Source organism: Rahnella sp. RcJ3 (genome assembly GCF_009498575.1).
GTDB lineage: Bacteria > Pseudomonadota > Gammaproteobacteria > Enterobacterales > Enterobacteriaceae > Rahnella > Rahnella aceris.
Genome location: NZ_QSNX01000013.1, coordinates 114,778 through 139,815, shown reverse-complemented (window position 1 = coordinate 139,815; position 25,038 = coordinate 114,778). Strand labels below are relative to the sequence as shown.

The following is a 25,038-nucleotide window of genomic DNA, read 5'->3' as shown; positions in this document are numbered from 1 at the left end:
CTTTGACGGCGGCGACCCCGACCGGCCGTATATCGCCGCCGCGCTGCACGACTCCGAACATCCCGACCACGTGACCGGACTTAACCACACCCGCAACGTCCTGCGTACTCCGTCAAATAACAAGCTGCGGATGGAGGACCGGCGCGGTGAGGAGCACATCAAACTCGCCACCGAATACGGCAAAACCCAGCTGAATAGCGGGCATATCGTCGATGCGCAAAACGCGCCGCGCGGCGAAGGTTTCGAGCTGCGCACCGACGAACACGGCGTCCTGCGCGGCGGTAAACCAAGATATAGCTGGAGAGAATCTCAGTGGGCAAAAACCGGCTGGACCCTTATCCGTCGGGTTGAAGGCGAATTTATCGATGTGCCGCCGGAAGGTTTTTTCCCAAAAGGATTACCGGAAGAATTATACAACTGGCCGGAGAAAGAGACTTTAACCAACTAAAAGCTTTCATCGATTTACTTTCTACGTTGAAAAGAAACCACAGGTATGGACTATTGCTCATCCTAAAAAACAATAGCCATTGTTGAAATAGGAGTTTTCAACTCCGAAGTAGAGTTTGAAAAGGTTTCAATTTTTAATCCAGAAATTTGTATTTCCCAGCCCCGCCACATTAAAAATGCCATAACGAAAAGGAATGTCTCATGGCCACATTACACACCCTGTTAGCGCTATGCCCACAGGAAAACCCAGATATATTGATGCAAAAGGCCAAAGTGCAAACGGCGCTGTGGGAAAAATGGCTAAACCCGGTTAGCAGCGATAACGCAACTGGTGAAGATCCCGGTTATGACGATGATTTTCAACGTATGCGTGAAGAAGTTAATAAGCTTTCAGGCGCGGATACTGAACTGGTATGCCAGCTGGCGGAGAAATTACTGACCACTGTATGCAAAGACGTAAGGGTGGCCACTTATTACCTCTGGGCACGATTGCATCGCGACGGCGAATCGGGTCTGGCCGAAGGGTTGGAGCTGTTGAGCGGACTGGTCTCACGCTATGGCGACCAGTTGTTGCCATCACGAAAAAATAGCAGGCGGGCTGCCATGGAGTGGCTGGCAGGAAGTAAAGTCCTCGACAGCCTTTCGCTGTATCCCGAAGTCGATAAGCCAAAGTTTGAACGCATTTTGGCTGCACTCACCCTGTTTGAAGACGTTATTACATCATGGGAAGACGCAAACCGACCACAGTTGGGCGGTCTTTATGATGCCCTTGAATCCCGACTGGCTCAGTCTGGTGGCTTCGATGCCGTTGTTCCGCAAAATAGCGGCGGTCAGGCAACGTCTGATTCGCGCTCCATCTCGCCGGACATGCCGACATTAAAGGTAATACAGTCTGGTCGTGAGTTACTCGATCAGGCTAAGGCGTTAGCTCAGTACCTGCGAGACCAGCCGCAAGGCTGGCTATCAGGACACCGCTTGATGACTACAATACGCTGGGACACCGTCGACCAACTACCTCCGCTGGACGCTAAAGGTTGTACTCGCCTGGTACCACCCCGTACTGACTACCGTGCCCAACTCAAACGCCTGTATCTGCAACAAAGCTGGAGCGAATTACTGGAAAATGCAGATAGGATGTTTACTGAAGGCGTGAACCATTTCTGGCTGGATATTCAATGGTACTTGCACCAGGCACTCAGCAAGTCGGGGGCGCCTTATGATAGTTGGGCAGAATTTATCGAGCAGGATCTGCGGTTATTGTTGCTTCGTTTACCGGGACTCGAAACGCTCGCCTACAGTGACGGTACCCCCTTTGCAGACGAAGTGACCGCTGGCTGGATCACTCGTGATATTCAGGACAATGACGGGCGATGGCAATCTGAACCCAATGCAGTCTCTGCAAGTGGCGATGAAGATGTCCTTCAGCTTGAAACCGAAGCTCTGGCGCAGGCAGACGGTGAAGGTATTGAAGCTGCACTCAATTGGTTGCAGATTCGCCCGGGGATCACTACACCTCGCCAACGTTGGCTAATACGGCTGCTCATGGCTCGTGTTGCTGAACAATATGGAAAAAATGAAATGGCACTCCACTTACTTGGAGAACTGGACAGCACAGGAAATAGCCTCACGCTGAAGCAATGGGAGCCGGCCCTGCTGTTTGAAGTAAAAGCACGACGACTCAAACTGCTGAGAATGCAATTCCAGCGCGGCGATACTGATAAAGCAAAACTCATCCTCGAAATGGACACGCTACTCGCCGGATTGGTTTCAATTGATCCTGCGCGCGCGGCAGTGCTTTGTGCTTAAGAAAGGACTTTAACCGCGAATGAACTCAAAATCCCCCTCTCTTTATGAAATCCTCACTGGCAACTTTGCCGGCGGCCTCGACCTGCACAACGTCAGCGAAGAGAATCAGGTGATCCTCTCTGTGCTTGATAACATGCAGCGCATTCTTAACTGTCGCGCGGGCACGCTTACGCACCTGCCCGATTATGGCTTGCCGGACATGAGCAAAATCCTGCAAGGGATGCCCGGCACGGCGCACTCGCTGCTGACCACGCTTTCCGGCACGTTACTCAAATACGAACCCCGCCTGAGAAAAATCAATGTGATATTGCTGCCGCAGTCCAGGCCGGGGCATCTTGAGTACGCCCTCGACGCCGAACTGAAAGACCTCGGACTTGTGCGCTTCGGAACAGAGTTTATGCCGGAAGGCCGCGTGCTGATGCGTCATATGAAACAACAGAATTACGTGTGACAAATTTAAAATATTTTAATTCCTGTTTTTTAAAATTTAATGTCAACAGGGAGGAGTAACCCACAATCATGAAATAGCCTCTAAATAAAACAGATCATATGCATGGAAAAGCTAACCAGGCGCAATGTCTGGTCATTTAAATTAATAAAGGGTTTTTATATATGTTTAAAGGTATTTTTTTACTGACCACCGCCTCATTATTTTCTTTAAGCGCGCAAGCGGGGCTATTTGGAGGCGAAGACTTCAAATGTGGCAGAGATGATGCTGTCAAAGCTGTTCAGGATTACATCAAAAGTGAAGCAGGAGCGAAACTGCAGAACGATTATATTATCAACTCCGGAGCATTCTATAAAAAAGACATCCAGGAATTTCAGAGTAAAATAGATTCAATACCCATGACGATTTCTAATGTCTCAACAACATCAACAACCGACGGAACGCTGAACTGTAGTGCAACAATAGCGGCACAACTTCCACCAGAAACCCTTGAAGTGTTAAAAAACAACCCGGAGTATCTGTCCAGTATCATTTCAGATAATGGGAAAATGAATAACGGTAAAGTTGTATGGAGTAATTATCCCTACAGCCTCAGTCTGGCTGATAACAAAAAGGATATATCTGTAAGCAGAGTTAATTACATTCAGAACTCTATATATAAAATGTCCACACTCGCAGTGAATAAAGATCATATCATCACTTCTAATTTCACTGTAAAATTATCCAACTCAAAAAATAACTATGCAAGAAGCGACCGAAACCTGAATGATATCTGGAAAAGCCTCCCGGACTCGATTAAAACTTCCATGAAGAAATCACAACAAGCGTGGGTGAATGAAAAAGCGCTTAAATGCGGAAAATTATCGGATGCGGATATGGAAATTACGCCAATTCAAAACAGGATTAATATTTATGATTGTCAGACAAAAATGACAAATGAACGCATCGCATTTTTAGGTGGCGATAATTATTAATTTACAATGCTAGTCAATGTGCACCCAAAAAATCGGGTGCACAAACTTTACCGCCAAATAAAGCTTTCTCAGGTAAGACAAGATGATAACCCAAGACAAAAACCGCCAGTTGCGCACCGGGGATGACCCGCGTGCGCTGGCTGATTACGCGGTTTTACGCGAAGAACTGAGCAAATTAACCCATCCGGCGCGTCCCGATGTGGACTGGAAAAAGGTGGAACACCTGTGTCTGAACCTGTTCCAGCAAAACGGTATCGAGCTGCAAACGGCCTCCTGGTACACACAGGCCAGAGCGCGGCTAGCGGGCATGCCGGGATTAAATGAAGGGCTGGCGATCCTCGAGGCATTAATTTCACGTCAGTGGCCGGGACTGTGGCCGCAGCCGGTGCACGCGCGGATGGAAATTCTTTCGGGTCTGAGTCAGCGTCTTCAGCAAATATTGCGCGGTATGTCACTGGAATATCATGATTTATCGCAGATTTATCAGGCAGAAAAACTGATCGCTTCGCTTTGCAATGTGTTGCAACGCCTTGAACTGAAACACGTCAGCCAGCTGGAAGCACTGACTAGTTTCATGCATGGTACTGCCGTCAGGCTGGAGAATATGCACGCGACCAGCGATGCAGCAATCGTTTTACCGGCGGCAGCGGCAGAAAAAGCGGAAAAAGAGTGGACCGCGCAACCCGGTGAACAATGGGTGTATGTTGCGCAGAGCGGACCTGCCGAACCGCAGGTGATTGCACCGCCTTCGCCAGTGAAACGTCCGGTGCAGTGGAAAGGGTTTATCGCAGGTATCGTGGTGACGGCATTGGCCGGTACCGGTTTTAAAGCCGGGATAGATGCTTTTTATCATCCGCAAACGGCAGAGCAACTGATGGCGACGCTGCCGGTATTACCAAAATCGCTGAACGCACAGGCGCTGGAAACACTTAAGAACCAACAGGCTGAGATGCTCCACCGCGAGGCACCGGCATTTCTGGCCGCCACCCAACAGCAAACACGCCAGCTGGCAGCATTGCCACCGCGCTGGGCACAGGACACCGGAGCACAACTGGTAAAACAGGCGCAAATCCTCTGGCCGGATAACCCCGCATCTCAACAACTGGCAAAAAACTGGACACAACAGCTTAACGCCAGTGCGATACCGCTGGAAAACCTCGATGGCTGGCAACAGGCGAATACGCAGTTACAGCAACTGGCGGACAAACTCAACGGGCTGGATGAACAACGCGGTAAATATATGACCGTGTCGCAGCTAAAATCCTCCGTGTTTGCCATCCAGCAGGTGCTGAACAGTTCGCCGCCAGTCGAAGAATCGCTGCGCAAGCTGGCGCAGGATAAACAACAGCAAAAAGGCATATCCCCGCAGCGGATTATGCAACTGGATAACCAGTTCACGCAGTTGCTGAACAGGTATGTGTTGCTCATCCAGAACTTACCGGCGACAACCGAAAAAAATGGTCAGGCAGATCACTAACTGATGTTTGTGGCGGCGGACGTCAGCCATCTTAAATTACAGAGGAAGTATGTCAGCAAAAGAACGGTTTCTAAAAAAATTACAAGACAGCCAGCCTCGCACTGGCTCTTTTGAAAATAAAGGTCAGGCGGATATCGCCGAGTTCCGGCAGCGGATCAGCCTGCTGCAGGAAAACATGGAAGAATGGCTGGAAGGCACCGGTATACGGATCGAAGGCACCACTATCTCACTGGTTGAATGTCTGATGGGCGGGAAATCATTCAGCGTTCCGGGTATACGGCTGTTTTATGAAGACAGGCAGGTGAAATTCACGCCGGTCTATTTATATGGCCAGGGCGTCACAGGCTGTGTGGAAGCCAGTCTTTGCATTCAGGGTCGCGTGACTGTCCTGTGCCGGTTGTTTATGCGTGCTGGCGAAAACAGGGACTGGACATGGCGCCCTGCAAATCCCTTCACCGGGCCAGAGCGGGCGTTTAGTGAAGATGCCTTTTTTGAGCTGATAGGAGGCTTATTACCCTGACGCCTTCGGGCGTCTTTTTTCCTCAGTCACCCGGGCAGACTTCCGTTAAAATGTAAAAAAATGCTACAAAAATTACCTTCCGGCTCCATTTTTCACCAAAACCGATGACATAAATTTACATTGCATTAAAAATAAGAATGCGCTGTCACTCCTGCAAATTTAACTTTCTTGTTACCAATTTTGCACACAACAAGCCATTACCGAATGCAGGGAAATTACATTTGAAAAACATCACAACTTTTTGATCCAGATCAATGCAACAACATGACCTCTCACTTTTTGTGGTTAATTCCCTTCCCCCGCTTTTCTCCGAATTTAGTTTTCCCGCCCCTGCTTTTTACCCGTACTGAAAGTGTTTCAGCGACTAATTTCCCCACGGAACGGTCCCTGTTAATCCCTTCGCGCGATGTGCTTAAATCGGTTTCTCGCAAAACCCCGGCAGTCCCACCCTTTCATTCATGACTTCACCTGCGAATGTCATACATCGCCGGTTCCCGTACCGGTATTGCTGTTTGGAAGGGTAACCTGACACACAAAAGAGGTTGTTATGTTTGGTCTTGATGCGCTAGAACTGGCCCGGATCCAGTTTGCCTTCACCGTCTCTTTTCACATCATTTTTCCCGCTATTACTATCGGGCTTGCCAGTTTTCTGGCTGTTCTGGAAGGCATGTGGCTGAAAACAAAGAAAGAGGCATATCGCGACCTGTATCATTTCTGGTCGAAAATCTTTGCCGTTAACTTCGGTATGGGCGTGGTCTCCGGTCTGGTGATGGCTTACCAGTTCGGCACCAACTGGAGTATGTTCTCGTCATTCGCGGGCAGCATTACCGGTCCGCTGCTGACGTACGAAGTGCTAACTGCATTTTTCCTTGAAGCTGGCTTCCTCGGCGTGATGCTGTTCGGCTGGAACCGCGTCGGACCGGGCCTGCACTTCTTCTCTACCTGCATGGTGGCGCTCGGCACACTGATGTCGACGTTCTGGATCCTCGCTTCCAACAGCTGGATGCAAACCCCGCAGGGCTACGAGATTGTTAACAACCTGGTGGTGCCGGTCAGCTGGATGAAGGTTATCTTCAACCCGTCCTTCCCGTTCCGCTTAATGCACATGACCACCGCCGCGTTTCTGGCGTCTGCCTTCTTCGTGGGCTCTGCTGCGGCATGGCATTTGCTGCGCGGTCGCGATACGCCAGCCATTCGCACCATGTTGTCGATGGCAATGTGGATGGCGCTGATCGTCTCGCCAATTCAGGCATTCCTGGGCGATGCGCACGGCCTGAATACCCTGAAATATCAGCCCGCTAAAATCGCGGCCATCGAAGGCCACTGGGAAAATAAAGACAACAAACCTTCCCCGCTGGTGCTGATCGGCTATCCCGATATGAACCGTGAAGAAACCCGTTACGCGATTGAAATCCCGTATCTGGGCAGCCTGATCCTGACGCACAGCCTGACCCATCAGATCCCGGCGCTGAAATCCTTCCCGAAAGAAGACCGCCCGAACTCTTCCGTCATCTTCTATACCTTCCGCATCATGGCCGGTCTCGGCATGCTGATGATTTTGCTGGGGGTACTGAGCCTGATCCTGCGCCGTGGCGGCAAAATGTATACCTCTAAAGCATTCCTGCGCTTTGCTTTCCTGATGGGGCCTTCCGGTCTGCTGGCGTTGCTGGCGGGTTGGATCACCACGGAAATGGGGCGTCAGCCGTGGGTGGTTTATGGACTGCTGCGCACCAAAGACGCGGTATCCAACCACAATGTGCTGCAAATGAGCGTCAGCCTGATCCTGTTCATCGTCATTTACTGTTCGGTGTTTGGTGTCGGTTACGGCTACATGATGCGTCTGATCCGCAAGGGTCCGCAGGCGCACGAAGGTGAAAGTGTTGATCACGGTGGTCCGGGCCAGCACCGCACGCCTGCGCGTCCGCTGTCTGCGATTTCAGAATCACTGACTGACGAAAATAAGGGAGCTTGATAATGGGTATCGACTTACCGCTGATCTGGTTTTTGATCATCATCTTCGGCGTGATGATGTATGTGGTGATGGACGGATTCGACCTGGGTATCGGCCTGCTATTCCCGCTGGTGAAAAAAGAACACGACCGTGATGTGATGATGAACACCGTTGCGCCGGTCTGGGACGGCAACGAAACCTGGCTGGTGCTCGGCGGTGCGGCACTGTATGGCGCATTCCCGCTGGCGTACTCGGTGATTCTGGATGCACTGACTATCCCGCTGACCCTGATGCTGTTCGGTCTGATTTTCCGTGGCGTAGCCTTTGAATTTCGTTTCAAAGCCAGTCCGGCCAAACGTCACGTGTGGGACAAATCTTTCATCTGGGGTTCGGTGATCGCCACCTTCTGTCAGGGCGTGGTGCTGGGCGCGGTGATCAACGGAATTCCGGTGGTGAACCGGACTTATGCCGGTGGCGCACTGGACTGGCTGACGCCGTTCACGCTGTTCTGTGGTTTTGCGCTGGTGGTGGCTTATGCCCTGCTCGGCTGCACCTGGCTGATTATGAAAACCGAAGGCGAATTGCAGGAAGCGATGCACAAAATCGCTAAACCCCTGTTGCTGGTATTCCTGCTGGTGACGCTTGCAGTCAGCCTGTGGACGCCACTGACCCACAGCGATATCGCCACCCGCTGGTTCTCGCGCCCTAATCTTTACTGGTTCCTGCCGGTACCGGTGCTGGTGGTGCTGGTCTCCGCATGGATGTATCGCGCCATCAGCAAAAATGCGCATCACGCGCCGTTCCTGCTGACGCTGGCGCTGGTGTTCCTCGGCTATACCGGTCTGGGGATCAGCATCTGGCCGAACATCATTCCGCCGTCCATTTCTATCTGGGAAGCGGCTTCACCGCCGCAAAGCCAGGGCTTTATTCTGGTCGGCGCCCTGTTCATCATCCCGATCATTCTGGTGTACACCTTCTGGAGCTACTACGTGTTCCGCGGGAAAGTCACACCGGATCAGGGTTATCACTGAGGAATCGCGTTATGAATCTCATCAGAAAAATGGATGACAGCAACATCACTAAAACCCCGTTCTTAAAGCGTGTCGGCTGGATGGCCGTCATCTGGGGCGGCAGCGTGCTGGCGTTATTTGTTGTGGCATCGGTGTTTCATCTGCTGATGTTTGCGGCAGGAATGAGAAGTCATTAAATGAAAACGATTGGGAGGAATTTTGCTGGTGCACGCAATGTCGAAGCAAGCTTCAACTCCCTAAAATTGCTGTAATACCCCACCCCAACCCTCCCCTTCGCAGGGGAGGGAGCCGGGCGCTGTCTTCCTCAGCATCGGGAGATTAAGGGTCGGTTTGCCTTGCTCCTCCCCCTGCGAAGGGGGAGGCTGGGAGGGGGTTTAGCAGACAACTCTGCTATACCCTCTCCCTTTTTTATTTCTCCAGCACTCGCCCGATAAAATCGAGAATATCGTCCATCGCTTCCTGACGTGCGGCGGCGGAAGGCATGACGATCAGTTGATCGGAATAGCCATTCATGATGGCAGACAACTGGCGGGTAACGCGTCCGGCATCGGTCGGGCGGAACACGCCGCTGTCGATCCCGGCGCGGATAATGTCGGCCAGCAGCGCCAGCCACTTATGCACCATCAGCCGCGCCAGTTCGGCGTAAGCCTCATTATGCGCCGCCAGTTGCCACAGCGAACCATACAACTGCCAGATATCGCCCTGCGTATCGGGCAGATAATTGCACACCAGCGTGTGTAATTTTGCTTTGGGCTCAAGCGGTGAAATTTCAGCGGAAAACTCTTTCAGCTCCGCCATCATCACCACCGACAGCGCTTCAACGCACAGCGTCTGCCAGTCAGGAAAATAATGATAAATGTGGCTGCGGGAAATCCCGACGTACTCCGTCAGCTCGCGCGTCGTGACTTTTTCAATCCCCTTTTCGATAAAGAGACTGATGGCTCCGTCAAGAATTTTAGCCCTTAACGCTTCCCGGTTTTCTTTCATAATTTATCCTGTACTGGCATTGAGCAGTTGCTCAGACCGGCATTTTATCAGGAAGCCTGGCGTGTGCCCACGGACTTACGCAGCACGATTTTCAGCACCACGACGCTGGTAATCACCAGCACAGCCGCAGAAATCAGCACCGCCAGAAACGCCTGATCAAACGCTGTTCGCGCCAGACTGGTCAGTAACGAAGCATGCTCAGGACTGAGATGCCCGGCGAGCGCCAAGGCTTCATCAAGACTGTCATACGCCGTTTCACCACTGACCAGTCCTTGCGGAAGTGTCAGGCTGCGGCTGTAAACCGCCGTCATCAGGCCGCCCAGCAAGGTCACGCCGAGCACGCCGCCCATTTCCCACGACACATCTTCTATCGCGGCCACCATTCCGGCCTTGTCTTCCGGGGCGTTGAGCATGATCGACGTCGAGGCTGCGGTCACTGCGCCGCCAAGGCCAAAACCTAGAATAAACAGACTGATCAGCTGTATCACCGCGCTGCCGTCGTAGACCAGAGCGTGAATGACGATGCCGAGTGCAGATATCGCGAAGCCGCCGAGCATCATTTTGCGCACACCGACACGCGGGATCAGCATACCCGCCAGCGGCGAGGCCAGCGCAGACGCCACCGGGATCGGCAGGATAAACATCGCCGCCATAAACGGCGTCAGTCCAAGCACCAGCTGCAACCGCTGGCTCAGCACCAGTTCGATACCGATCAGCGCAATCATTGACGTGATCGCCACGCCCACGCCACAGGCAAACGCACGGTTGCGGAACAGTGAAAAGTCGATCATCGGCTGTACTGCGCGTTTTTGTCTTCTGACGAATAAACCGAGGAACAGGACGCCTGCGGCCGCAGAACCCATGATCACCAGCCACGACGAATTAATCTGGCTCAGCTCTTTCAGCGCGTAAATCACGCCCACCAGCCCCGCCATCACCAGCGCAGAACCGGCAAAATCACACGGACGTTGTTTATTACCTTCACCGCGCGGGATCAGCGCCTGTGCAAACGGGAAAACGGCCAGCACAATCGGCACGTTGATCAGGAACACCGAGCCCCACCAGAAATATTCCAGCAGCACACCGCCAATGACCGGCCCGAGCGCCGCAGCGCCGGAAGCCACCGCCGACCAGATGCCGATCGCCAGCGCACGTTCACGTTCGTTGGTAAATACGTGGCGCACAATCGCCAGCGTCGCAGGCATCATCATCGCCGCGCCAATCGCCAGGAAAACGCGGGAGGCGATCAGCATTTCAGCGCTGGCAGAAAACGCCGCGCACAGGGAAGCGAACGCAAATACCGGCAGCCCGCTCATAAAAAGATTTTTGTGTCCGATGCGGTCACTGAGCATTCCCGCGCCCGGTAACAGACCGGCGACCACCAGCGGATAGGCATTTACTATCCATAATTTTTCCGATGCCGTGGCGCCCAGCGCCTGCGTCAGACGCGGTAACGCGGTGTACAACACGGTCATATCAATGATGATCAAAAAGAGTGTACTGGTGACAATCGCAAGTATCAGCCAGCGGTTATTGACGAACATAAAAAGTGCCTCAGATAGATTTTGAGCAAACGCTCAAGGCCAGCAAGGTACTTGAGCAACCGCTCAAAATCAAGCAGCATCTGCCTGGCAGTTGATGAAGCGTTGAAGATGTAACGGGGGAAAACGTCAGATTTACAGGCAATAAAAAAGCCCGCTCGGAAGCGGGCTAAAAAGGGCAAAACAGACTTTTGTCTCAACTTTCTTATTATCTCCCTGGTGCAGGATTTCTTATTCTTTCACCGTCTCCTCGAGTGTGAAGCGCCCTAACGGATTCTGGTGGAAATCTTTGATATTTTTACGGGTCACGTTGCGGTACGGGCTGTAATACAGATCAATCCAGTTCACATCGGCTTTCGCCATTTTCTGCAAATCGATGTACATCTGTTCACGCTTCTTCGGATCCATCTCCACCCGCGCGGCGGCCACCAGCGCTTTCACTTTGTCATTGTGATAACGCGTCATGTAATTCATGTTCGAGTCATGGCCCAGCGTAAAGGTGGTTTTCTGATCAGGGTCGAGAATGTCGTTCGTCCAGTACATCACCGAAATGTCATAGTCCCCCGCCACTAACATGTCCCAGCTCTGGCTCGGATCCACTTTCTGCAAGTTGGCAGTGATCCCGGCTTTTGCCAGTTGCTGTTGCAGCAATACCGCAATCTGTTCATCCACTTCATCACCGGCATTCACCAGATATTTCAGGGTCAGATTTTTCACTCCGGCGGCGGCCAGCAGTTGTTTGGCTTTTTCCGGGTCGTACGGGCGTTGCAGGTTGTCAGCGTAATGATACAGCGCGCCATCAGGGATGTAGGAGTTGGCGATTTTGCCGTAACCAAACGTCACGGTATCAATAATGGCTTTTTTATCGATGGCGAAGTCCAGCGCCTGACGCACTTCCACTTTGCCCAGGTCACCGTGAGAATGGTTGATCAGCAGGTGATCTTCACGGGTTGACGTATCCAGTTCGACGGCGAGTTTCGGGTCTTTTTGCAGCGATGAAATGCGCGAGAACGGAATCGACAGTGCCGCGTCAATTTCTCCGGCCTGCACTTTCAGCATGCGGGTATTGTCGTCCGGCAGCGTCAGCCACTCGACGCCATCGAGTTTCACTTTTGCGGCGTCCCAGTAGTACGGGTTCTTCACCAGTTCGACTTTCTCACCGCGCGTCCACTCTTTCACGCTGAACGCGCCGGAACCCACCGGGTGTTCGGCAAAATCATCCGCGCCCTGTTTGGTCAGCGCCTGCTGCGAAATCACCGAGGCATTCGGAAGTGCCAGTTGAGAAAGGAATGCTGCCGACGGCGTTTTCAGGGTGATCACCAGCGTATGGGCATCGGGGGCTTTCAACGTATCGATAATGCTGTATGAATCCTTCCACAGCGATCCGGCGTCATCACGGATACGCGTCAGGCTGAACACAGCATCAGAGGCGGTCACCGGTGTGCCGTCAGAGAATTTCGCGTCGCGCATTTTCAGCGTATAGGTTTTACCGTCCGGCGAAATCGTCCAGCTTTCAGCCAGGCCCGGCAGCAGTTTGGTGCCGGTATTGTCAACGCGCACCAGCGGATCGAACACGTTGGAGAACACCCAGTTATCGGCGTTTTGCGCCGACTTGATCGGGTCAAATGTGGTGCTGTCTTCACGACGGCCGATGGTCAGTACCCCCGCAGCCTGCGCCATTTCGCTGACCAGACTCAACGCCAGCAGCACCCCGGCGGCCACAACGTTAAAATGCTTTTGCTTCATGTAACATTCCTTCAGTCATCGGATTGATCCCGTCGCTTTTGTGGTTATCAAGAACACAGGCGAAGGCATGGTCGGCAATATGCCGGGTTTCAGGTGCCGCACCGTGCCTGCACTCAGGCAGCGCAAAGGCACAGCGTGGATGGAAAGCGCAGCCCGCAGGCAACGAAACCGGGCTGGGTGGTTCTCCCTGTAACGGATGCTCCGGCAGCGGCCGGTCGGGGTCGATTTCAGGGATTGCCGCTACCAGCGCGGCGGTATACGGATGGCGCGGCGCATTAAACACCGTTTGCGTCGGCCCGCTTTCGACAATACGTCCGAGATACATCACCGCCACGCGGTCACACAGGCGGCGCACAATCGCCAGATCATGGGCAATAAATAAGATCGCCAGCCCCATGCTTTCGCGCAGATCCATCAGCAGATTGATGATCTGCGCCTGAATCGACACATCCAGCGCCGCAACACATTCATCAGCGACAATCAGGCGTGGCTCGATAGCCAGCGCCCGGGCAATGCCGGCGCGCTGACATTGTCCACCGCTCAGCGCCTGCGGACGGCGCGTGGCATGTTCCGGGCTGAGGCCAACCAGCGTCAGCAACGTGCTTACCCGCGCCGGGATCTCCGCTTTCGCCACTTTGTTGTGTACCCGCAACACCTCGCCGATACTTTCGCCAATCGTCTGGCGCGGGTTGAGTGAGGAAAACGGATCCTGAAAAATCATCGCGGTTTGCTGTCGCAGACGGGCAATGTCAGGTTTCATGCCGTCGGTAATCAGTTGCCCGTTAAAACGAACCCGTCCGGCGCTGGCATTTTCCAGCTGCAACATCGCCCGCCCGAGGGTACTTTTTCCGCTGCCCGATTCACCGACCAGCCCCAGCGTTTCGCCTGCGTGAATATGCAGGGACACACCGTTTACCGCCTGAACGTGACGCTTTTTGAAGCCAAAGCCGGAGACCGGAAATGTCACGGAGAGTGCTTCCACTTCCAGCAGCGGATACGGCTGCGGCGTGAGATCAGACGAATGACTCATTGTGCCTCCCGTGGTTCAGCGGATGATGACAGGCCGTTGCGTGGCCGCCCGCTGACATCGCGGGTTGATTTTCACGGCAGAGCGCGGACGCCTGCGCACAGCGGGGATGAAAACGGCAACCACTGGGAAAATGTGCTGCGACCGGTGGCTGACCGGGCAGCGTGATCAGCCGTCCGCTACCGCCTTCACTGACCGGCTGACAGTCAATCAGGCCGCGCGTATAAGGATGCTGCGCCTGGGCCAGGACCGGCCGTTTTTCACCGGTTTCACATAAACGCCCGCCGTACATCACCGCAATGCGGTCACAGGTTTGCGCCACCACGCCAAGGTCGTGAGTGATCAGAATAATCGCGATACCCAGCCGGTCGCGCAGATCGCGGAGCAGACGTAAAATCTGCATCTGCACCGTGACATCCAGCGCCGTGGTCGGTTCATCAGCAATCAGCATTTTGGGTTCGCAGGCCAGCGCCACGGCGATCATTGCCCGCTGACGCATGCCGCCGGAAAACTCGTGCGGATAGTTATCTGCCCGTCGCTGCGGATCCGGAATACCGACCTGACGCAGCAGTTCCACCGCCTGACTCTGCGCTTCACGGCGGCTGGCCCCAAAATGCAGACGGCGGCTTTCAGCAATCTGCTGACCGATGGTCATCACCGGATTCAGATGGCTGGCCGGATTCTGGAAAATCATGCCGATCTCCCGCCCGCGAATGGCCGTCATGCGTTTATCGTTCAGCGTCAGTAAATCGGTGCCATTGAGGCGGATTTCCCCGGCGCGAATATGCAGCCCTTCACCGGGCAGCAGGCGCATCATGGCGCGACAGCTCAGGGTTTTGCCGGAGCCACTTTCGCCGACCAGCCCGAGAATATCGCCCGCATTCAATGTCAGCGAGAGTCTGTCCACCAGCGCCACACCTTGCCGGTCTTCAATGGTTAAGCCGGAAACCTGCATTAACGTCATGGCCGTTCCCCCAGTTTGTCACCCAGTCCGTCCGCCAGCAGGCTGAAACTCATCGCCAGCACCACAATCGCCAAACCAGGGAAGGTGGTTATCCACCACGCCGTAGTAATAAAGCTCTGGCCTTCGGCGACCATCACGCCCCATTCCGCTACCGGCGGCTGGACGCCCAGGCCGAGATAACTCACCGACGCGCCACTGAGTAACACCAGCACGCAGTCGGACATCGAGAACACCAGCGAACTGGTCAGCGCGTTGGGCAGAAGATGCAAAAGTAAAATACGCGGATGGCTGTAGCCCAGGCTGCGCGCGGCCAGAATGAAATCCCGGTGTTTAAGCGTCAGCACCTGCGAGCGCACCAGACGGGCATACGACACCCAGCCCACCATCGCCATCGCGATATAAAAACTGCCCAGTCCCGGCCCGAGAATGGCGATGATCGACAGCATCAGCACCAGAAAAGGAAACGCCAGCACCACGTCTATCACCCGCATGAAAAAGGTATCGACTGCGCCGCCGAGATATCCGGCAAACGCGCCGATCAGCGTGCCGAAGGTAAACGGAAAAATCACACCAATCAGACAGATTTGCAGATCAATCCGTGCCCCCCACATCACGCGGGAAAGAATGTCGCGGCCAAAGTTATCGGTGCCAAACGGATGGGCGAACGTTGGGGGTGACAGTGTCACAGATGCATCCTGCGCAATCGGATCGAACGGCGCGATCCACGGACTGAGCAGCGCAATCAGAACCCAGACACTCAGCATCAGCATGCCGAGCCGTAACGCCTGCTGGCGCGGCAACCCGCGCAGGTGAAAATGCCCCATGCGTTGTGTCGCTATCTTTTCGGTCATGTTCATAGCTTCACCCTCGGATCCAGCGCCACAGTCAGTAAGTCTGCAATCAGGTTCACGAGGACTGTCGCCAGGGCGAACACCAGCACCACACCCTGCACCACCATGTAATCACGGCTGATAATGGCTTTCACCAGCAACTGCCCCATACCGGGAATGGCAAATACGCTCTCAATTACCACCGTGCTGCCAATCAGCCAGCCGATATTTACTGCCAGCAGATTGACTGTCGGCACCAGTGAATTGGGCATCACATGTCGCCAGAAAATACGGTTTTCGTTTTGCCCCCGCGCACGGGCGGCGGTGACGTAATCATTCTGTAATTCCATCAGCAGACTGGCGCGCAGGTTACGGGTCAGAACCGCTGACAGCGCCAGCGCAACGGTCAGGCACGGCAGAAACAGGTGATGAATACGCTCGCCGACATCGCTGCCATAACCCGACACCGGGAACCAGCCGAGGGACAGGCTGAACAGTAAAATCATCATGATCGCCAGCCAGAACGCCGGTAATCCGAGGCCGATAGTAGAAAGTAAACGGATCACCTGATCCGCCAGTTGCCCGCGATGTCGTGCCGCGCCGGCCGCCAGCGGCACCGTAAACAGCATCGCCAGCAGCACGCTGCCGAGCACCAGATACAGGGTTGGCTCAATACGCGACATGATCAGCGTTAACGTATCCACACGGTAAATCAGTGACTTGCCCATCTCGCCATGAAACAGGTTGCGCAGAAAATAGAGATATTGCTGCCAGACCGGCAGATCCAGTCCGTACTGCACCCGGATTCGGGCGATGGCTTCCGGTGTGCTGCGTACCCCAAGCAGGATCCGCGCCGGATCGCCGGGTATGGCGCGCACCATCACGAAAGTCAGAATACTTATCCCCAGCAACACCGGCAGCAGTTGCAGCGGTCGCCAGAGCAAAAATCGGTAACGGTGCATGACAATCCTCTTAATGACAGTTTCTGGTGCAGAGCGAGAGTCTTTTCCCCTGTGGCTTTACGTTATCCGCAGTCAGGCCGCGCCGGTAGTTAGCAAAAATACTAGGTTTGCACCGTCAGCGATGTGGCACCGCGATTGCATAAATTTTCCTTACCAGGTGAGATTGAGCAAAACCGGTGCCCGATCAGCCCATTCAGACTGGCAAACAGTGATGCGGAGATAAATTCATGAAGCTCGCGGTGCAAGAGAGTGCAGTGTCTTTGCGGGAAACGACCGTTGATGGTGCGTTTGATCAGCTTTTCGCTCAGACCTCGCGCCTGGGGTTTGACGCCCTGATTTACGACTACACGCCGGTACCGCGTTCGCTTGAGGGCGAGCTGATCACACCGTCGCTGTTGCGGATGTGTAATGTGCCCGGCGACATGCAGCGGTTATGGCTGGAGAACGGGTATTATCAGGTCGATCCGGTGCAGCATTACGCTCTCGAAAGCTGCGCACCGTTTGTCTGGTCTTATCAGCGCCCGGACAATACCTCGCTGCAAAACCGCCTCAGTGACCTCAACAAACCGGTCACCCATTACATGTGCGATAACAACATGCCGAGCGGCGCGACGGTGCCGTTGCATTTGCCAAATGGTGGATTTGTGACGGTCACCGGCATTCACACCGGTGCGGGACATGAGCTGGATATTCATGATGTATTGGCCGAACTGAGCCTGCTGGCGCTGACCTTTCAGGAGTGCGTGTTTCCGCTGTTCGACAGCAGCATTCTCACCTGTCGCCACGTGCGCTTAAGCAAGCGCGAACGCGAATGTCTGACGTGGGCGGCAGAAGGCTTAACCGCCAAAGAGATCGCCCGCAAACTCAACCGGTCGATTGCCACCGTCACGCTCCATCTCAATACCGCCGCCCGCAAACTGGGGGCCAGTAACCGTGTGCAGGCCGTGGTTCGCGCGATGCATTACCGTTTACTCGACAGTTAATCTGCCCTGTTTTCTATCTTTTTTACTAGCTGTTCAACGCCGCCCCGATGTTTACCCTGTGGTTATTATTCACCGACAGGGGAAACAAAATGTACAACATCACTGAAGGCTATGCGCCGTTTCAGCAATACCAGACCTGGTACCGCATCTGTGGCGATTTACACAACGGCAAGACTCCGCTGGTTATTGCTCACGGCGGCCCCGGCTGCACCCATGATTACGTTGATGCCTTCCGCGATATCGCCGGAACCGGCCGCGCGGTGATCCACTACGATCAGATTGGTAATGGTCGCTCGACCCACCTTCCCGACAAACCCGCCGGCTTCTGGCAGCCCGCGTTCTTTCTGGCGGAACTGGATAATTTGCTGCGCCATCTGGGCATTGAAAAAGATTACGCGCTGCTCGGCCAGTCCTGGGGCGGCATGCTCGGTGCCGAACACGCCGTCATGCAACCTCCTGGCCTGAAAGCGCTGGTCATCGCCAACTCACCGGCCTCGATGGAACTCTGGTTGCAGGCCGCCGCCCGCCTGCGCAGCGAACTGCCGCCGGAGGTTCAGGAAACCTTACTGGCACATGAAGCCGCCGGAACCCTCAACAGCGCAGAATACAAAGCGGCGTCGCAGGTATTCTATGCCCGCCATGTCTGCCGTCTCGATCCGTGGCCGGAGGAGGTAAAACGTACCTTTGCGGCGATGGACGAGGATCCGACGGTGTACCTCGCCATGAACGGCCCGACTGAATTCCATGTCATTGGCAGCATGAAAGACTGGACGGTGATCGACCGCCTGCCCGCCATTAACGTGCCGGTATTGCTGATTTCCGGCCGCTACGATGAAGCCGCTCCCGACGTGGTGCAGCCGTTCGCAGATTTAATCAAAGGCGCTGAATGGGTGATTTTCGAGAATTCGAGCCACATGCCACACGTCGAGGAACGGGAAGCCTGTATGAAATGCGTCGGGGAGTTTCTGGAGATCAACAGCTCCCGCTGATGACGTATACAGGCTGCTTCTGGCTTATCCCGAAGCAGCCTGAGGGAATATTCTTTATGCCCCGATGACTCACAGCATTAACGGCTGACACCGGGCGATTGCCCGGTAATGCGCTTATAAGCCCGGCTAAACGCAGCCTGTGAGGTATAACCCAGACGAAATGCCACGTTCTCGATAGAAATCTTGCTGTCTGAGAGCCACTGCGTGGCGAGTTGCATGCGCAGTTCCGTCACGTAACGCAACGGCGATACACCAATCATCGATTGAAAACGCGCGGCGAAAACCGAGCGCGAGATGTGCGACTCTGCCGCCAGCTCCGCGACGGTCCAGTTCCTGCCCGGATGCCGGTGCAGCGCCAGAATTGCCCTAGCCAGCCGGGGTTCCCGCAATGCAGCGGCAATGCCTGAGGCATTTTCACATCCACATTCCACCCACCCGCGAACAATCATTGCCGCGGCAACTTCCGCAAGCCGGGCCAGAATGCCTGCAAAGCCGATGCGGCCGGAGCATATTTCACGTTTCATCGAATCCATCACCGGCAACAGTCCGGGATAGCGTTCGCCTTTGGCATCCGCCACCATGGTTTCCGGCATCAGTTTACCCAGACTTTGCATTCCGCCCAGATCAAACGCCATGCAGCCATAAAAAAGAATCGCGCCCGGTATCGTATCCCTGCTCGGGCAGGTATCCACACCACTCACGGCTTCCCCTAATGGCGCGACAGCGAAGTCGTCAATGTCCTGAGCGGTATGGCCGGGTTCAGAAAGAAGCTGATGTGCCATTCCATGCGGCATAAAAACGACATCACCGGCAGACAATGGATGGAGCGCGCCATCCCCGGTTTTAAGAACAGCGGAACCGACGGCAAGATAGTGAAAATAAGCATGTCCGGGCCTCGGTTTGAACGCCATGCCAAATTCAGAGCCGGTCTGGATGCGGCGATATTGCACACCACGCAGACGCATTCCTGTCAGGAGTTCACTGATCAGGTCAGAAGAAAGGGCAAAGGGATCGTGCTGGGTCATTTCAGGAGTAATAGTCAAAAAACAAGGATTTCGAATCATAGATCATCTCAACCATCCTGCCTAGACTCTGCGCTACGTTAATCTTCAGGAACATTTGAAATGAATCATAAAACAGAGGGCTCAGCGCCCGCGACCCGACAAGATGTGCAACAGGCTCCGCCAGCATGGATGGCAGTCTTCTCCCTCACCATGGGCGTGTTCGGTTTGTTAACAGCAGAATACCTGCCAGCCAGCCTGTTAACGCCCATGGCCTCAGACCTGCAGGTGACAGAAGCATTAGCCGGTCAGGCGGTGACGGTCACCGCGGTTATCGCGCTGTTTGCCGGACTGCTGGTACCGGGCCTGACCCGTAAGCTTGACCGCAGAACCGTTCTGTTAAGTTTTACTGTGCTGATGATCGCCTCAAACCTGCTGGTCGCCCTTTCCTCCAGCCTTGCCGTGTTGCTGGTGATGCGGATCCTGCTTGGCGTCGCGCTGGGCGGATTCTGGAGTATGGCCGCAGCGGTTGCGATGCGGCTGGTTCCGGAGAAACTCGTGCCGCGGGCACTGTCGGTTATCTTCAGTGGTATTGCGGTGGGAACCGTCGTTTCCGTGCCGCTGGGAAGCTTTCTCGGTGAACTCTATGGCTGGCGCAGCGCGTTCATTGCCGCGGCTCTGGTGGGAGGAGTCACTCTTGCTTTTCAGTGGTTCACATTACCGCGCATGGCGCCCCGTCAGGTTACACATATAGCATCAGTCTTAACATTGCTGCGCCGTCCCGGCATTGCCACGGGGATGTCCGGCTGCGTGCTGGCACATACCGGCCAGTATGCCCTGTTTACGTATATTCGCCCTTCTCTGGAAAGCGTGAGTCATGTAGATGCGGGCGGACTGGCCCTGCTATTGCTCGGATTCGGTGTGGCAAATTTTGCGGGTACATTGCTGGCCGGATGGATAATGACTTACAGCCTTCGCCTGACGCTGATTGTGATGCCTTGTTTAGTCGGTATCGCGGCGCTGGGGATGATATTACTGCCCGTTCAGATCACCGGACTCACGCTGCTGGTTTTGCTGTGGGGGCTGGCATTCGGCGGTGTCCCCGTCGCCTGGTCAAACTGGGTAACCCGCTCGGTGCCCGATCAGGCTGAGAGCGCAGGAGGCATGGTGGTGGCTGCCGTGCAATCTTCTATCGCGGCCGGTGCGGCACTGGGAGGCGTCATGTTCGGACTGGGGGGGATCTCCGGGGTATTTATCACGGCAGGTATTGTGATGTTAAGTGCTGCGCTGATCATTGCCTTGTGCGTCAGGGTTGGCCTGTCCGGTGACGGCGCAGAAACCCAGTCCCTTCAGCACGAATAGCGTCAGGGAAATAGGCTGATGAACATTCAGTAAATTCCTAAAAACAGCTAAAATTAATTCCACACAAACATTGTTACCATTATATCCGAATACTCAATTTATCATCATGTTAAAACTATTTCCGGTTCATTTCCGTGAACCGGATTGAGCTATAACAGTTTTATTAAAATTGAATATACGTTTTAGGGATAAAATTTACTCCCGGCGGAGTAAAAAATACAGATGAAATATAAATCCTTAAAAATCAATAAACTACACCATGCTGGCGACAATGTTTTTAATTTCTATCATGCGCAGGCGGGAAATAAAATCAATTTCGCTTCACGAAAAAAACAACAATTAACACATTGAATTTTAATGATAAAAATGAAAATAACCTGAACTGTTATAGTGTATTTTCACCAAACTGTATCTACCCCGCAAAATAATATCAGTGCACAATCCTTTCATCTTAATCACGTATAAATCACAAGTGTACTCTGTATGTTAATTTTAATTAACGTGTCCCACTTTCTCCACAGGGGATGTCAGCAATGTTTGGATTAGATGCTTTTCACCTGGCAAGAATACAATTCGCATTCACCGTGTCTTTTCACATCATATTTCCTGCCATTACGATCGGGCTGGCCAGTTTTCTTGCGGTGCTTGAAGGGATGTGGCTGAAAACCGGCAACCGCAGTTACCGGGATCTGTATCATTTCTGGTCCAAAATTTTTGCTGTTAACTTTGGCATGGGGGTCGTGTCAGGTCTGGTGATGGCCTATCAGTTCGGCACCAACTGGAGCGGATTCTCGCAATTTGCCGGTAGCATTACCGGCCCTTTACTGACCTATGAAGTGCTGACCGCATTTTTCCTCGAAGCCGGTTTTCTGGGCGTGATGTTGTTTGGCTGGAACCGGGTGGGGCCTGGCCTGCATTTCTTTGCGACCTGTATGGTGGCGCTGGGCACGCTTATCTCCACCTTTTGGATCCTGGCATCGAACAGCTGGATGCATACTCCGCAGGGCTATGAAATTGTCAATGGCGTCGTGGTGCCGACGGACTGGTTTAAGGTCATTTTTAACCCGTCATTTCCTTATCGTCTGTTCCATATGTCCATCGCGGCTTTCCTCGCCAGTGCGTTCTTTGTGGGGGCTTCCGGTGCCTGGCACCTGCTTCGCGGCAATGATACGCCAGCGGTTCGGAAAATGTTTTCCATGGCATTGTGGATGGCGCTGATCGTCGCCCCCATTCAGGCAATGGTCGGTGACGCCCACGGACTGAATACGCTGGAATATCAGCCCGCCAAAATTGCGGCCATTGAAGGGCACTGGGAAAATCCGCCCGGGGAAGCCACACCGTTAATTCTTTTTGGCATCCCGGATATGGAGCAGGAACGCACGAAATATGCGCTGGAGATCCCTTATCTGGGCAGTCTGATCCTGACACATAGCCTGCAAAAACAGGTGCCCGCGCTGAAGGATTTTCCGAAAGAAGATCGTCCCTATTCGCCGGTAGTTTTCTGGTCTTTCCGCATCATGGTCGCGCTCGGTCTGCTGATGATCACGGCAGGCGTGCTGGGTGTGTGGCTGCGTTATAAAAAGCGGCTTTATCAGTCCCGCCCGTTCCTTTGGTTCACGCTGCTGATGGGACCTTCCGGTCTGATTGCCCTGCTTGCGGGCTGGTTTACTACTGAAATTGGCCGTCAGCCGTGGGTGGTTTATGGCGTTCAGCGCACCCGCAATGCCGTCTCCGCGCACGGTGAAATGCACATGAGCCTCAGCCTGTTAGCTTTCCTGCTGGTGTACTCGTCCGTTTTTGGTATTGGCTACGTTTACATGATGCGTCTTATCAAAAAAGGGCCGGTGACCGGTGAAGGTGATGAGGTTTCTCACGGTGGACCAGGTAAGCCAAACACACCGGCGCGTCCGCTGTCTGCGGCGCAGGAAGGGCTGAGCAATCCTGAGGGAAGTAAAAAATATGATTGATTACACTATTATATGGTTTGGAATTATCGTATTTGCGAACCTGATGTACATCGTAATGGATGGCTTTGATCTGGGTATCGGTATTTTATTCCCGTTCAATAAAGACAAAACCGAACGCGACATGATGGTCAACACCGTTGCACCGGTGTGGGACGGTAATGAAACCTGGCTGGTACTGGGCGGCGCGGCCTTATACGGCGCTTTCCCGCTGGCTTATTCGGTGATCACCGATGCACTCACCATTCCGTTAACCCTGATGCTTTTCGGTCTGATTTTTCGCGGCGTGGCGTTTGAATTTCGCTTCAAGGCGACCGAAAAGCACCGTCCGTTTTGGGACAAATCGTTCATTGCCGGTTCCATCGTGGCCACCTTCAGTCAGGGCGTGGCCGTCGGCGCAGTGCTTAATGGCTTTGAGGTGACAGGCAGAACGTATAGCGGCTCAGCGTTAAGCTGGCTGGCCCCCTTCCCTATTTTTTGTGGTATCGGGCTGGTGGTCGCCTACGCGCTGCTGGGCTGTACATGGTTAATCATGAAAACGGAAAATGCCCTGCATCAGAAGATGTGCCGTCTGGCTAAACCCCTGGTGATAACGCTGCTGGCGATCACCGGTGTGATCAGCATCTGGACGCCGCTGACCCATGCCGATATTGCTCATCGCTGGTTCAGCATGCCGAATCTGATCGCCTTTCTGCCGGTGCCGGTACTGGTCTTAGCCTGTACCTGGGGAATTTTGCGGGCGATAAAAAGTCACGCGCACTATATGCCGTTTCTGCTGACTCTCGCGCTGATTTTCCTCGGATTTTCGGGGCTTGGGATCAGCATCTGGCCGAATATTATTCCGCCGGCCATCTCGATTTGGGATGCGGCATCGTCAGAGAAAAGCCTGGCATTTATGCTGGTTGGCGCGGTGTTCATCATCCCCGTGATCCTGATTTATACCTTCTGGAGCTATTACGTCTTCCGGGGGAAAATCAGGGAAAACGAAGGCTACCATTGATCGCAACAGTATCGGGCGAAATGACCGCATTTCGCCCGGTTATCACCGGAGGTTCCTGATGCAGGATATGACCGTTAATCGTAAGAAGCCCTTCTGGAAACGCGTCGTCTGGCTGATCGTCATTTATTCATTGAGTGTTTTATCACTGGCCGTGGTGGCATTCTTATTCAGAATGATGATGACGGCAGCCGGAATGAAGTCGCATTAAAAATACGATGTCAGATGCAGCGAACGTTGTCACCCTTGCCCGAAAATCTTAATCACCGCATCCAGATGTTCCTTCATTGCCTTCTTCGCTGCACGACTGTCACGGGCCTCCAGCGCGGTCAGGATCTCGAGGTGCTCAATCTCAGAACGGTGCGGCATGTCCTGCGGCGTGTAGTGTAATTGCAGGCTGCGGAACATGGTGCCATAACGGTGGCCGAGCAGGTGGGCGATGATGAAGGCATAAGCCGGATTTCCGCTGGCCTGCGCAATACGGATATGGAACAACCGGTCGCCGGGATGCGTTGCCGAGCCATTGCGGTTATCGCGACAGTTTTGTTCATATGCCTGCCTGATCGCCGCAAGTTCGGCGTCAGTGGCATTTCTTGCCGCCAGCGCGGCGGTTTCCGGCTCTATCAGACGACGGGTTTGCAACAGCGAAAACGGTGGCAGTTCAGCCGTAAAATCCAGCTCAATATTCAGCTCATCATCCACATCCGCCCACTGATTACGCCCTGCCTGCGACATCACCGGCTCCTGCGAAGGCGTGGCCGGAACGGCAGGTTGCTGACGGACAATGACGCCGTTTCCCACCCGCACATCCACCAGCCCGATCACTTCCAGCGCAATCAGCGCCTCACGCACCGACGCGCGGCTGACCTGTAACTGACTCGCCAGTTCACGCTCGGCCGGAAGACGGCTGCCGGGCGGAAATTCTTTGTTATCAATTAACGTTTTAAGCTGGTCAGCTATCTGCCTGTATATTCTGGGATTTTCTAATTTTTTTATCGGCATCGGACACCTGAGGTCAATTCTCATTAAGT

The 25,038-nt window shown here is 53.9% G+C and carries 23 protein-coding genes and 1 pseudogene; 15 read left to right on the top strand and 9 right to left on the bottom strand.

Going from position 1 to position 25,038, the window contains the following annotated elements; translation table 11 throughout:
* From DXU84_RS17825 to DXU84_RS17785, 9 genes and pseudogenes are all read left to right on the top strand, one after another.
* Positions 1 to 286 (top strand): annotated as a pseudogene (locus DXU84_RS17825) (type VI secretion system Vgr family protein); the annotation flags it as partial.
* Between the two features lie 362 nt (positions 287 to 648).
* A complete protein-coding gene (gene tssA / locus DXU84_RS17820; protein WP_153376401.1) occupies positions 649 to 2,253 on the top strand; it encodes a type VI secretion system protein TssA in 1,605 nt (534 codons plus the stop codon).
* Between the two features lie 19 nt (positions 2,254 to 2,272).
* Positions 2,273 to 2,704 (top strand): type VI secretion system baseplate subunit TssE, encoded by a 432-nt coding sequence (tssE, locus tag DXU84_RS17815; RefSeq protein WP_013577850.1) that lies wholly within the window; start codon positions 2,273 to 2,275, stop codon positions 2,702 to 2,704.
* Positions 2,705 to 2,865: 161 nt separating this feature from the next.
* Positions 2,866 to 3,675, top strand: a complete 810-nt coding sequence (locus DXU84_RS17810; protein ID WP_013577852.1) for a lysozyme inhibitor LprI family protein — start codon at positions 2,866 to 2,868, stop codon at positions 3,673 to 3,675.
* Positions 3,676 to 3,757: 82 nt separating this feature from the next.
* On the top strand, positions 3,758 to 5,152 hold the full coding sequence (locus DXU84_RS17805; protein ID WP_153376399.1) for a VasL domain-containing protein: 1,395 nt from the start codon (positions 3,758 to 3,760) through the stop codon (positions 5,150 to 5,152).
* 49 nt (positions 5,153 to 5,201) lie between these two features.
* The gene (locus DXU84_RS17800; RefSeq protein ID WP_153376397.1) at positions 5,202 to 5,672 is read left to right on the top strand and encodes a hypothetical protein; all 471 of its coding nucleotides are present in this window, start codon (positions 5,202 to 5,204) and stop codon (positions 5,670 to 5,672) included.
* Between the two features lie 547 nt (positions 5,673 to 6,219).
* Positions 6,220 to 7,644, top strand: coding sequence for a cytochrome ubiquinol oxidase subunit I (locus tag DXU84_RS17795; protein WP_014341619.1), 1,425 nt, complete (start codon positions 6,220 to 6,222; stop codon positions 7,642 to 7,644).
* Positions 7,645 to 7,646: 2 nt separating this feature from the next.
* Entirely contained in the window at positions 7,647 to 8,654 is a 1,008-nt protein-coding gene (gene cydB / locus DXU84_RS17790; RefSeq protein ID WP_013577856.1) for a cytochrome d ubiquinol oxidase subunit II, read from the top strand.
* A gap of 11 nt (positions 8,655 to 8,665) precedes the next feature.
* Positions 8,666 to 8,830, top strand: coding sequence for a DUF2474 domain-containing protein (locus DXU84_RS17785; RefSeq protein WP_153376388.1), 165 nt, complete (start codon positions 8,666 to 8,668; stop codon positions 8,828 to 8,830).
* A 232-nt stretch (positions 8,831 to 9,062) separates the two neighbouring features.
* On the opposite strand, the gene DXU84_RS17780 is transcribed toward DXU84_RS17785, so the two are convergent.
* The 7 genes from DXU84_RS17780 to DXU84_RS17750 all read right to left on the bottom strand — a co-directional run bounded on the left by DXU84_RS17780 (position 9,063) and on the right by DXU84_RS17750 (position 16,711).
* Positions 9,063 to 9,641: a TetR/AcrR family transcriptional regulator gene (locus DXU84_RS17780; RefSeq protein WP_013577858.1), complete on the bottom strand. Its 579-nt coding sequence runs from the start codon at positions 9,639 to 9,641 to the stop codon at positions 9,063 to 9,065.
* 47 nt (positions 9,642 to 9,688) lie between these two features.
* Positions 9,689 to 11,185, bottom strand: a complete 1,497-nt coding sequence (locus tag DXU84_RS17775; protein WP_153376386.1) for an MFS transporter — start codon at positions 11,183 to 11,185, stop codon at positions 9,689 to 9,691.
* A 228-nt stretch (positions 11,186 to 11,413) separates the two neighbouring features.
* A complete protein-coding gene (locus tag DXU84_RS17770; RefSeq protein WP_013577860.1) occupies positions 11,414 to 12,928 on the bottom strand; it encodes an ABC transporter substrate-binding protein in 1,515 nt (504 codons plus the stop codon).
* Positions 12,909 to 13,958: an ABC transporter ATP-binding protein gene (locus DXU84_RS17765; protein WP_153376384.1), complete on the bottom strand. Its 1,050-nt coding sequence runs from the start codon at positions 13,956 to 13,958 to the stop codon at positions 12,909 to 12,911. Before DXU84_RS17765 ends, DXU84_RS17770 begins: the two co-directional genes overlap by 20 nt.
* Entirely contained in the window at positions 13,942 to 14,919 is a 978-nt protein-coding gene (locus tag DXU84_RS17760; RefSeq protein ID WP_013577862.1) for an ABC transporter ATP-binding protein, read from the bottom strand. Before DXU84_RS17760 ends, DXU84_RS17765 begins: the two co-directional genes overlap by 17 nt.
* Positions 14,916 to 15,776 (bottom strand): ABC transporter permease, encoded by an 861-nt coding sequence (locus tag DXU84_RS17755; RefSeq protein WP_153376382.1) that lies wholly within the window; start codon positions 15,774 to 15,776, stop codon positions 14,916 to 14,918. Before DXU84_RS17755 ends, DXU84_RS17760 begins: the two co-directional genes overlap by 4 nt.
* Entirely contained in the window at positions 15,773 to 16,711 is a 939-nt protein-coding gene (locus tag DXU84_RS17750) for an ABC transporter permease (protein ID WP_131637317.1), read from the bottom strand. The genes DXU84_RS17755 and DXU84_RS17750 overlap by 4 nt, the downstream gene beginning before the upstream one ends.
* Before the next feature lie 227 nt (positions 16,712 to 16,938).
* On the opposite strand from DXU84_RS17750, the gene DXU84_RS17745 reads away from it, so the two are divergent.
* Positions 16,939 to 17,694 (top strand): LuxR family transcriptional regulator, encoded by a 756-nt coding sequence (locus DXU84_RS17745; RefSeq protein ID WP_013577865.1) that lies wholly within the window; start codon positions 16,939 to 16,941, stop codon positions 17,692 to 17,694.
* Between the two features lie 89 nt (positions 17,695 to 17,783).
* Positions 17,784 to 18,683, top strand: a complete 900-nt coding sequence (locus DXU84_RS17740; protein ID WP_013577866.1) for a proline iminopeptidase-family hydrolase — start codon at positions 17,784 to 17,786, stop codon at positions 18,681 to 18,683.
* A gap of 77 nt (positions 18,684 to 18,760) precedes the next feature.
* Here the strand turns inward: DXU84_RS17740 and DXU84_RS17735 are convergent, their stop codons facing one another.
* Positions 18,761 to 19,747, bottom strand: a complete 987-nt coding sequence (locus tag DXU84_RS17735) for an AraC family transcriptional regulator (protein ID WP_119262406.1) — start codon at positions 19,745 to 19,747, stop codon at positions 18,761 to 18,763.
* Between the two features lie 60 nt (positions 19,748 to 19,807).
* On the opposite strand from DXU84_RS17735, the gene DXU84_RS17730 reads away from it, so the two are divergent.
* From DXU84_RS17730 to DXU84_RS17715, 4 genes are all read left to right on the top strand, one after another.
* On the top strand, positions 19,808 to 21,046 hold the full coding sequence (locus DXU84_RS17730) for an MFS transporter (RefSeq protein WP_131637323.1): 1,239 nt from the start codon (positions 19,808 to 19,810) through the stop codon (positions 21,044 to 21,046).
* 533 nt (positions 21,047 to 21,579) lie between these two features.
* Positions 21,580 to 23,013, top strand: a complete 1,434-nt coding sequence (locus DXU84_RS17725; protein ID WP_153376380.1) for a cytochrome ubiquinol oxidase subunit I — start codon at positions 21,580 to 21,582, stop codon at positions 23,011 to 23,013.
* A complete protein-coding gene (gene cydB / locus DXU84_RS17720) occupies positions 23,006 to 24,010 on the top strand; it encodes a cytochrome d ubiquinol oxidase subunit II (RefSeq protein ID WP_153376378.1) in 1,005 nt (334 codons plus the stop codon). The genes DXU84_RS17725 and cydB (DXU84_RS17720) overlap by 8 nt, the downstream gene beginning before the upstream one ends.
* A gap of 58 nt (positions 24,011 to 24,068) precedes the next feature.
* A complete protein-coding gene (locus tag DXU84_RS17715; protein ID WP_072012255.1) occupies positions 24,069 to 24,218 on the top strand; it encodes a DUF2474 domain-containing protein in 150 nt (49 codons plus the stop codon).
* Between the two features lie 29 nt (positions 24,219 to 24,247).
* Here the strand turns inward: DXU84_RS17715 and DXU84_RS17710 are convergent, their stop codons facing one another.
* Positions 24,248 to 25,009 carry a FadR/GntR family transcriptional regulator gene (locus DXU84_RS17710; RefSeq protein ID WP_112151518.1) on the bottom strand — a complete coding sequence of 254 codons (762 nt, stop codon included), beginning with the start codon at positions 25,007 to 25,009 and terminating at the stop codon, positions 24,248 to 24,250.
* Positions 25,010 to 25,038: the final 29 nt, after the last annotated feature.

Excerpts from the sequence above, each read along its gene's own strand:
- tssA (WP_153376401.1), top strand. The coding sequence starts at position 649 with ATGGCCACATTACACACCCTGTTAGCGCTATGCCCACAGGAAAACCCA.
- tssE (WP_013577850.1), top strand. The coding sequence starts at position 2,273 with ATGAACTCAAAATCCCCCTCTCTTTATGAAATCCTCACTGGCAACTTT.
- DXU84_RS17810 (WP_013577852.1), top strand. The coding sequence starts at position 2,866 with ATGTTTAAAGGTATTTTTTTACTGACCACCGCCTCATTATTTTCTTTA.
- DXU84_RS17805 (WP_153376399.1), top strand. The coding sequence starts at position 3,758 with ATGATAACCCAAGACAAAAACCGCCAGTTGCGCACCGGGGATGACCCG.
- DXU84_RS17800 (WP_153376397.1), top strand. The coding sequence starts at position 5,202 with ATGTCAGCAAAAGAACGGTTTCTAAAAAAATTACAAGACAGCCAGCCT.
- DXU84_RS17795 (WP_014341619.1), top strand. The coding sequence starts at position 6,220 with ATGTTTGGTCTTGATGCGCTAGAACTGGCCCGGATCCAGTTTGCCTTC.
- cydB (WP_013577856.1), top strand. The coding sequence starts at position 7,647 with ATGGGTATCGACTTACCGCTGATCTGGTTTTTGATCATCATCTTCGGC.
- DXU84_RS17785 (WP_153376388.1), top strand. The coding sequence starts at position 8,666 with ATGAATCTCATCAGAAAAATGGATGACAGCAACATCACTAAAACCCCG.
- DXU84_RS17780 (WP_013577858.1), bottom strand. The coding sequence starts at position 9,641 with ATGAAAGAAAACCGGGAAGCGTTAAGGGCTAAAATTCTTGACGGAGCC.
- DXU84_RS17775 (WP_153376386.1), bottom strand. The coding sequence starts at position 11,185 with ATGTTCGTCAATAACCGCTGGCTGATACTTGCGATTGTCACCAGTACA.
- DXU84_RS17770 (WP_013577860.1), bottom strand. The coding sequence starts at position 12,928 with ATGAAGCAAAAGCATTTTAACGTTGTGGCCGCCGGGGTGCTGCTGGCG.
- DXU84_RS17765 (WP_153376384.1), bottom strand. The coding sequence starts at position 13,958 with ATGAGTCATTCGTCTGATCTCACGCCGCAGCCGTATCCGCTGCTGGAA.
- DXU84_RS17760 (WP_013577862.1), bottom strand. The coding sequence starts at position 14,919 with ATGACGTTAATGCAGGTTTCCGGCTTAACCATTGAAGACCGGCAAGGT.
- DXU84_RS17755 (WP_153376382.1), bottom strand. The coding sequence starts at position 15,776 with ATGAACATGACCGAAAAGATAGCGACACAACGCATGGGGCATTTTCAC.
- DXU84_RS17750 (WP_131637317.1), bottom strand. The coding sequence starts at position 16,711 with ATGCACCGTTACCGATTTTTGCTCTGGCGACCGCTGCAACTGCTGCCG.
- DXU84_RS17745 (WP_013577865.1), top strand. The coding sequence starts at position 16,939 with ATGAAGCTCGCGGTGCAAGAGAGTGCAGTGTCTTTGCGGGAAACGACC.
- DXU84_RS17740 (WP_013577866.1), top strand. The coding sequence starts at position 17,784 with ATGTACAACATCACTGAAGGCTATGCGCCGTTTCAGCAATACCAGACC.
- DXU84_RS17735 (WP_119262406.1), bottom strand. The coding sequence starts at position 19,747 with ATGATTCGAAATCCTTGTTTTTTGACTATTACTCCTGAAATGACCCAG.
- DXU84_RS17730 (WP_131637323.1), top strand. The coding sequence starts at position 19,808 with ATGAATCATAAAACAGAGGGCTCAGCGCCCGCGACCCGACAAGATGTG.
- DXU84_RS17725 (WP_153376380.1), top strand. The coding sequence starts at position 21,580 with ATGTTTGGATTAGATGCTTTTCACCTGGCAAGAATACAATTCGCATTC.
- cydB (WP_153376378.1), top strand. The coding sequence starts at position 23,006 with ATGATTGATTACACTATTATATGGTTTGGAATTATCGTATTTGCGAAC.
- DXU84_RS17715 (WP_072012255.1), top strand. The coding sequence starts at position 24,069 with ATGCAGGATATGACCGTTAATCGTAAGAAGCCCTTCTGGAAACGCGTC.
- DXU84_RS17710 (WP_112151518.1), bottom strand. The coding sequence starts at position 25,009 with ATGCCGATAAAAAAATTAGAAAATCCCAGAATATACAGGCAGATAGCT.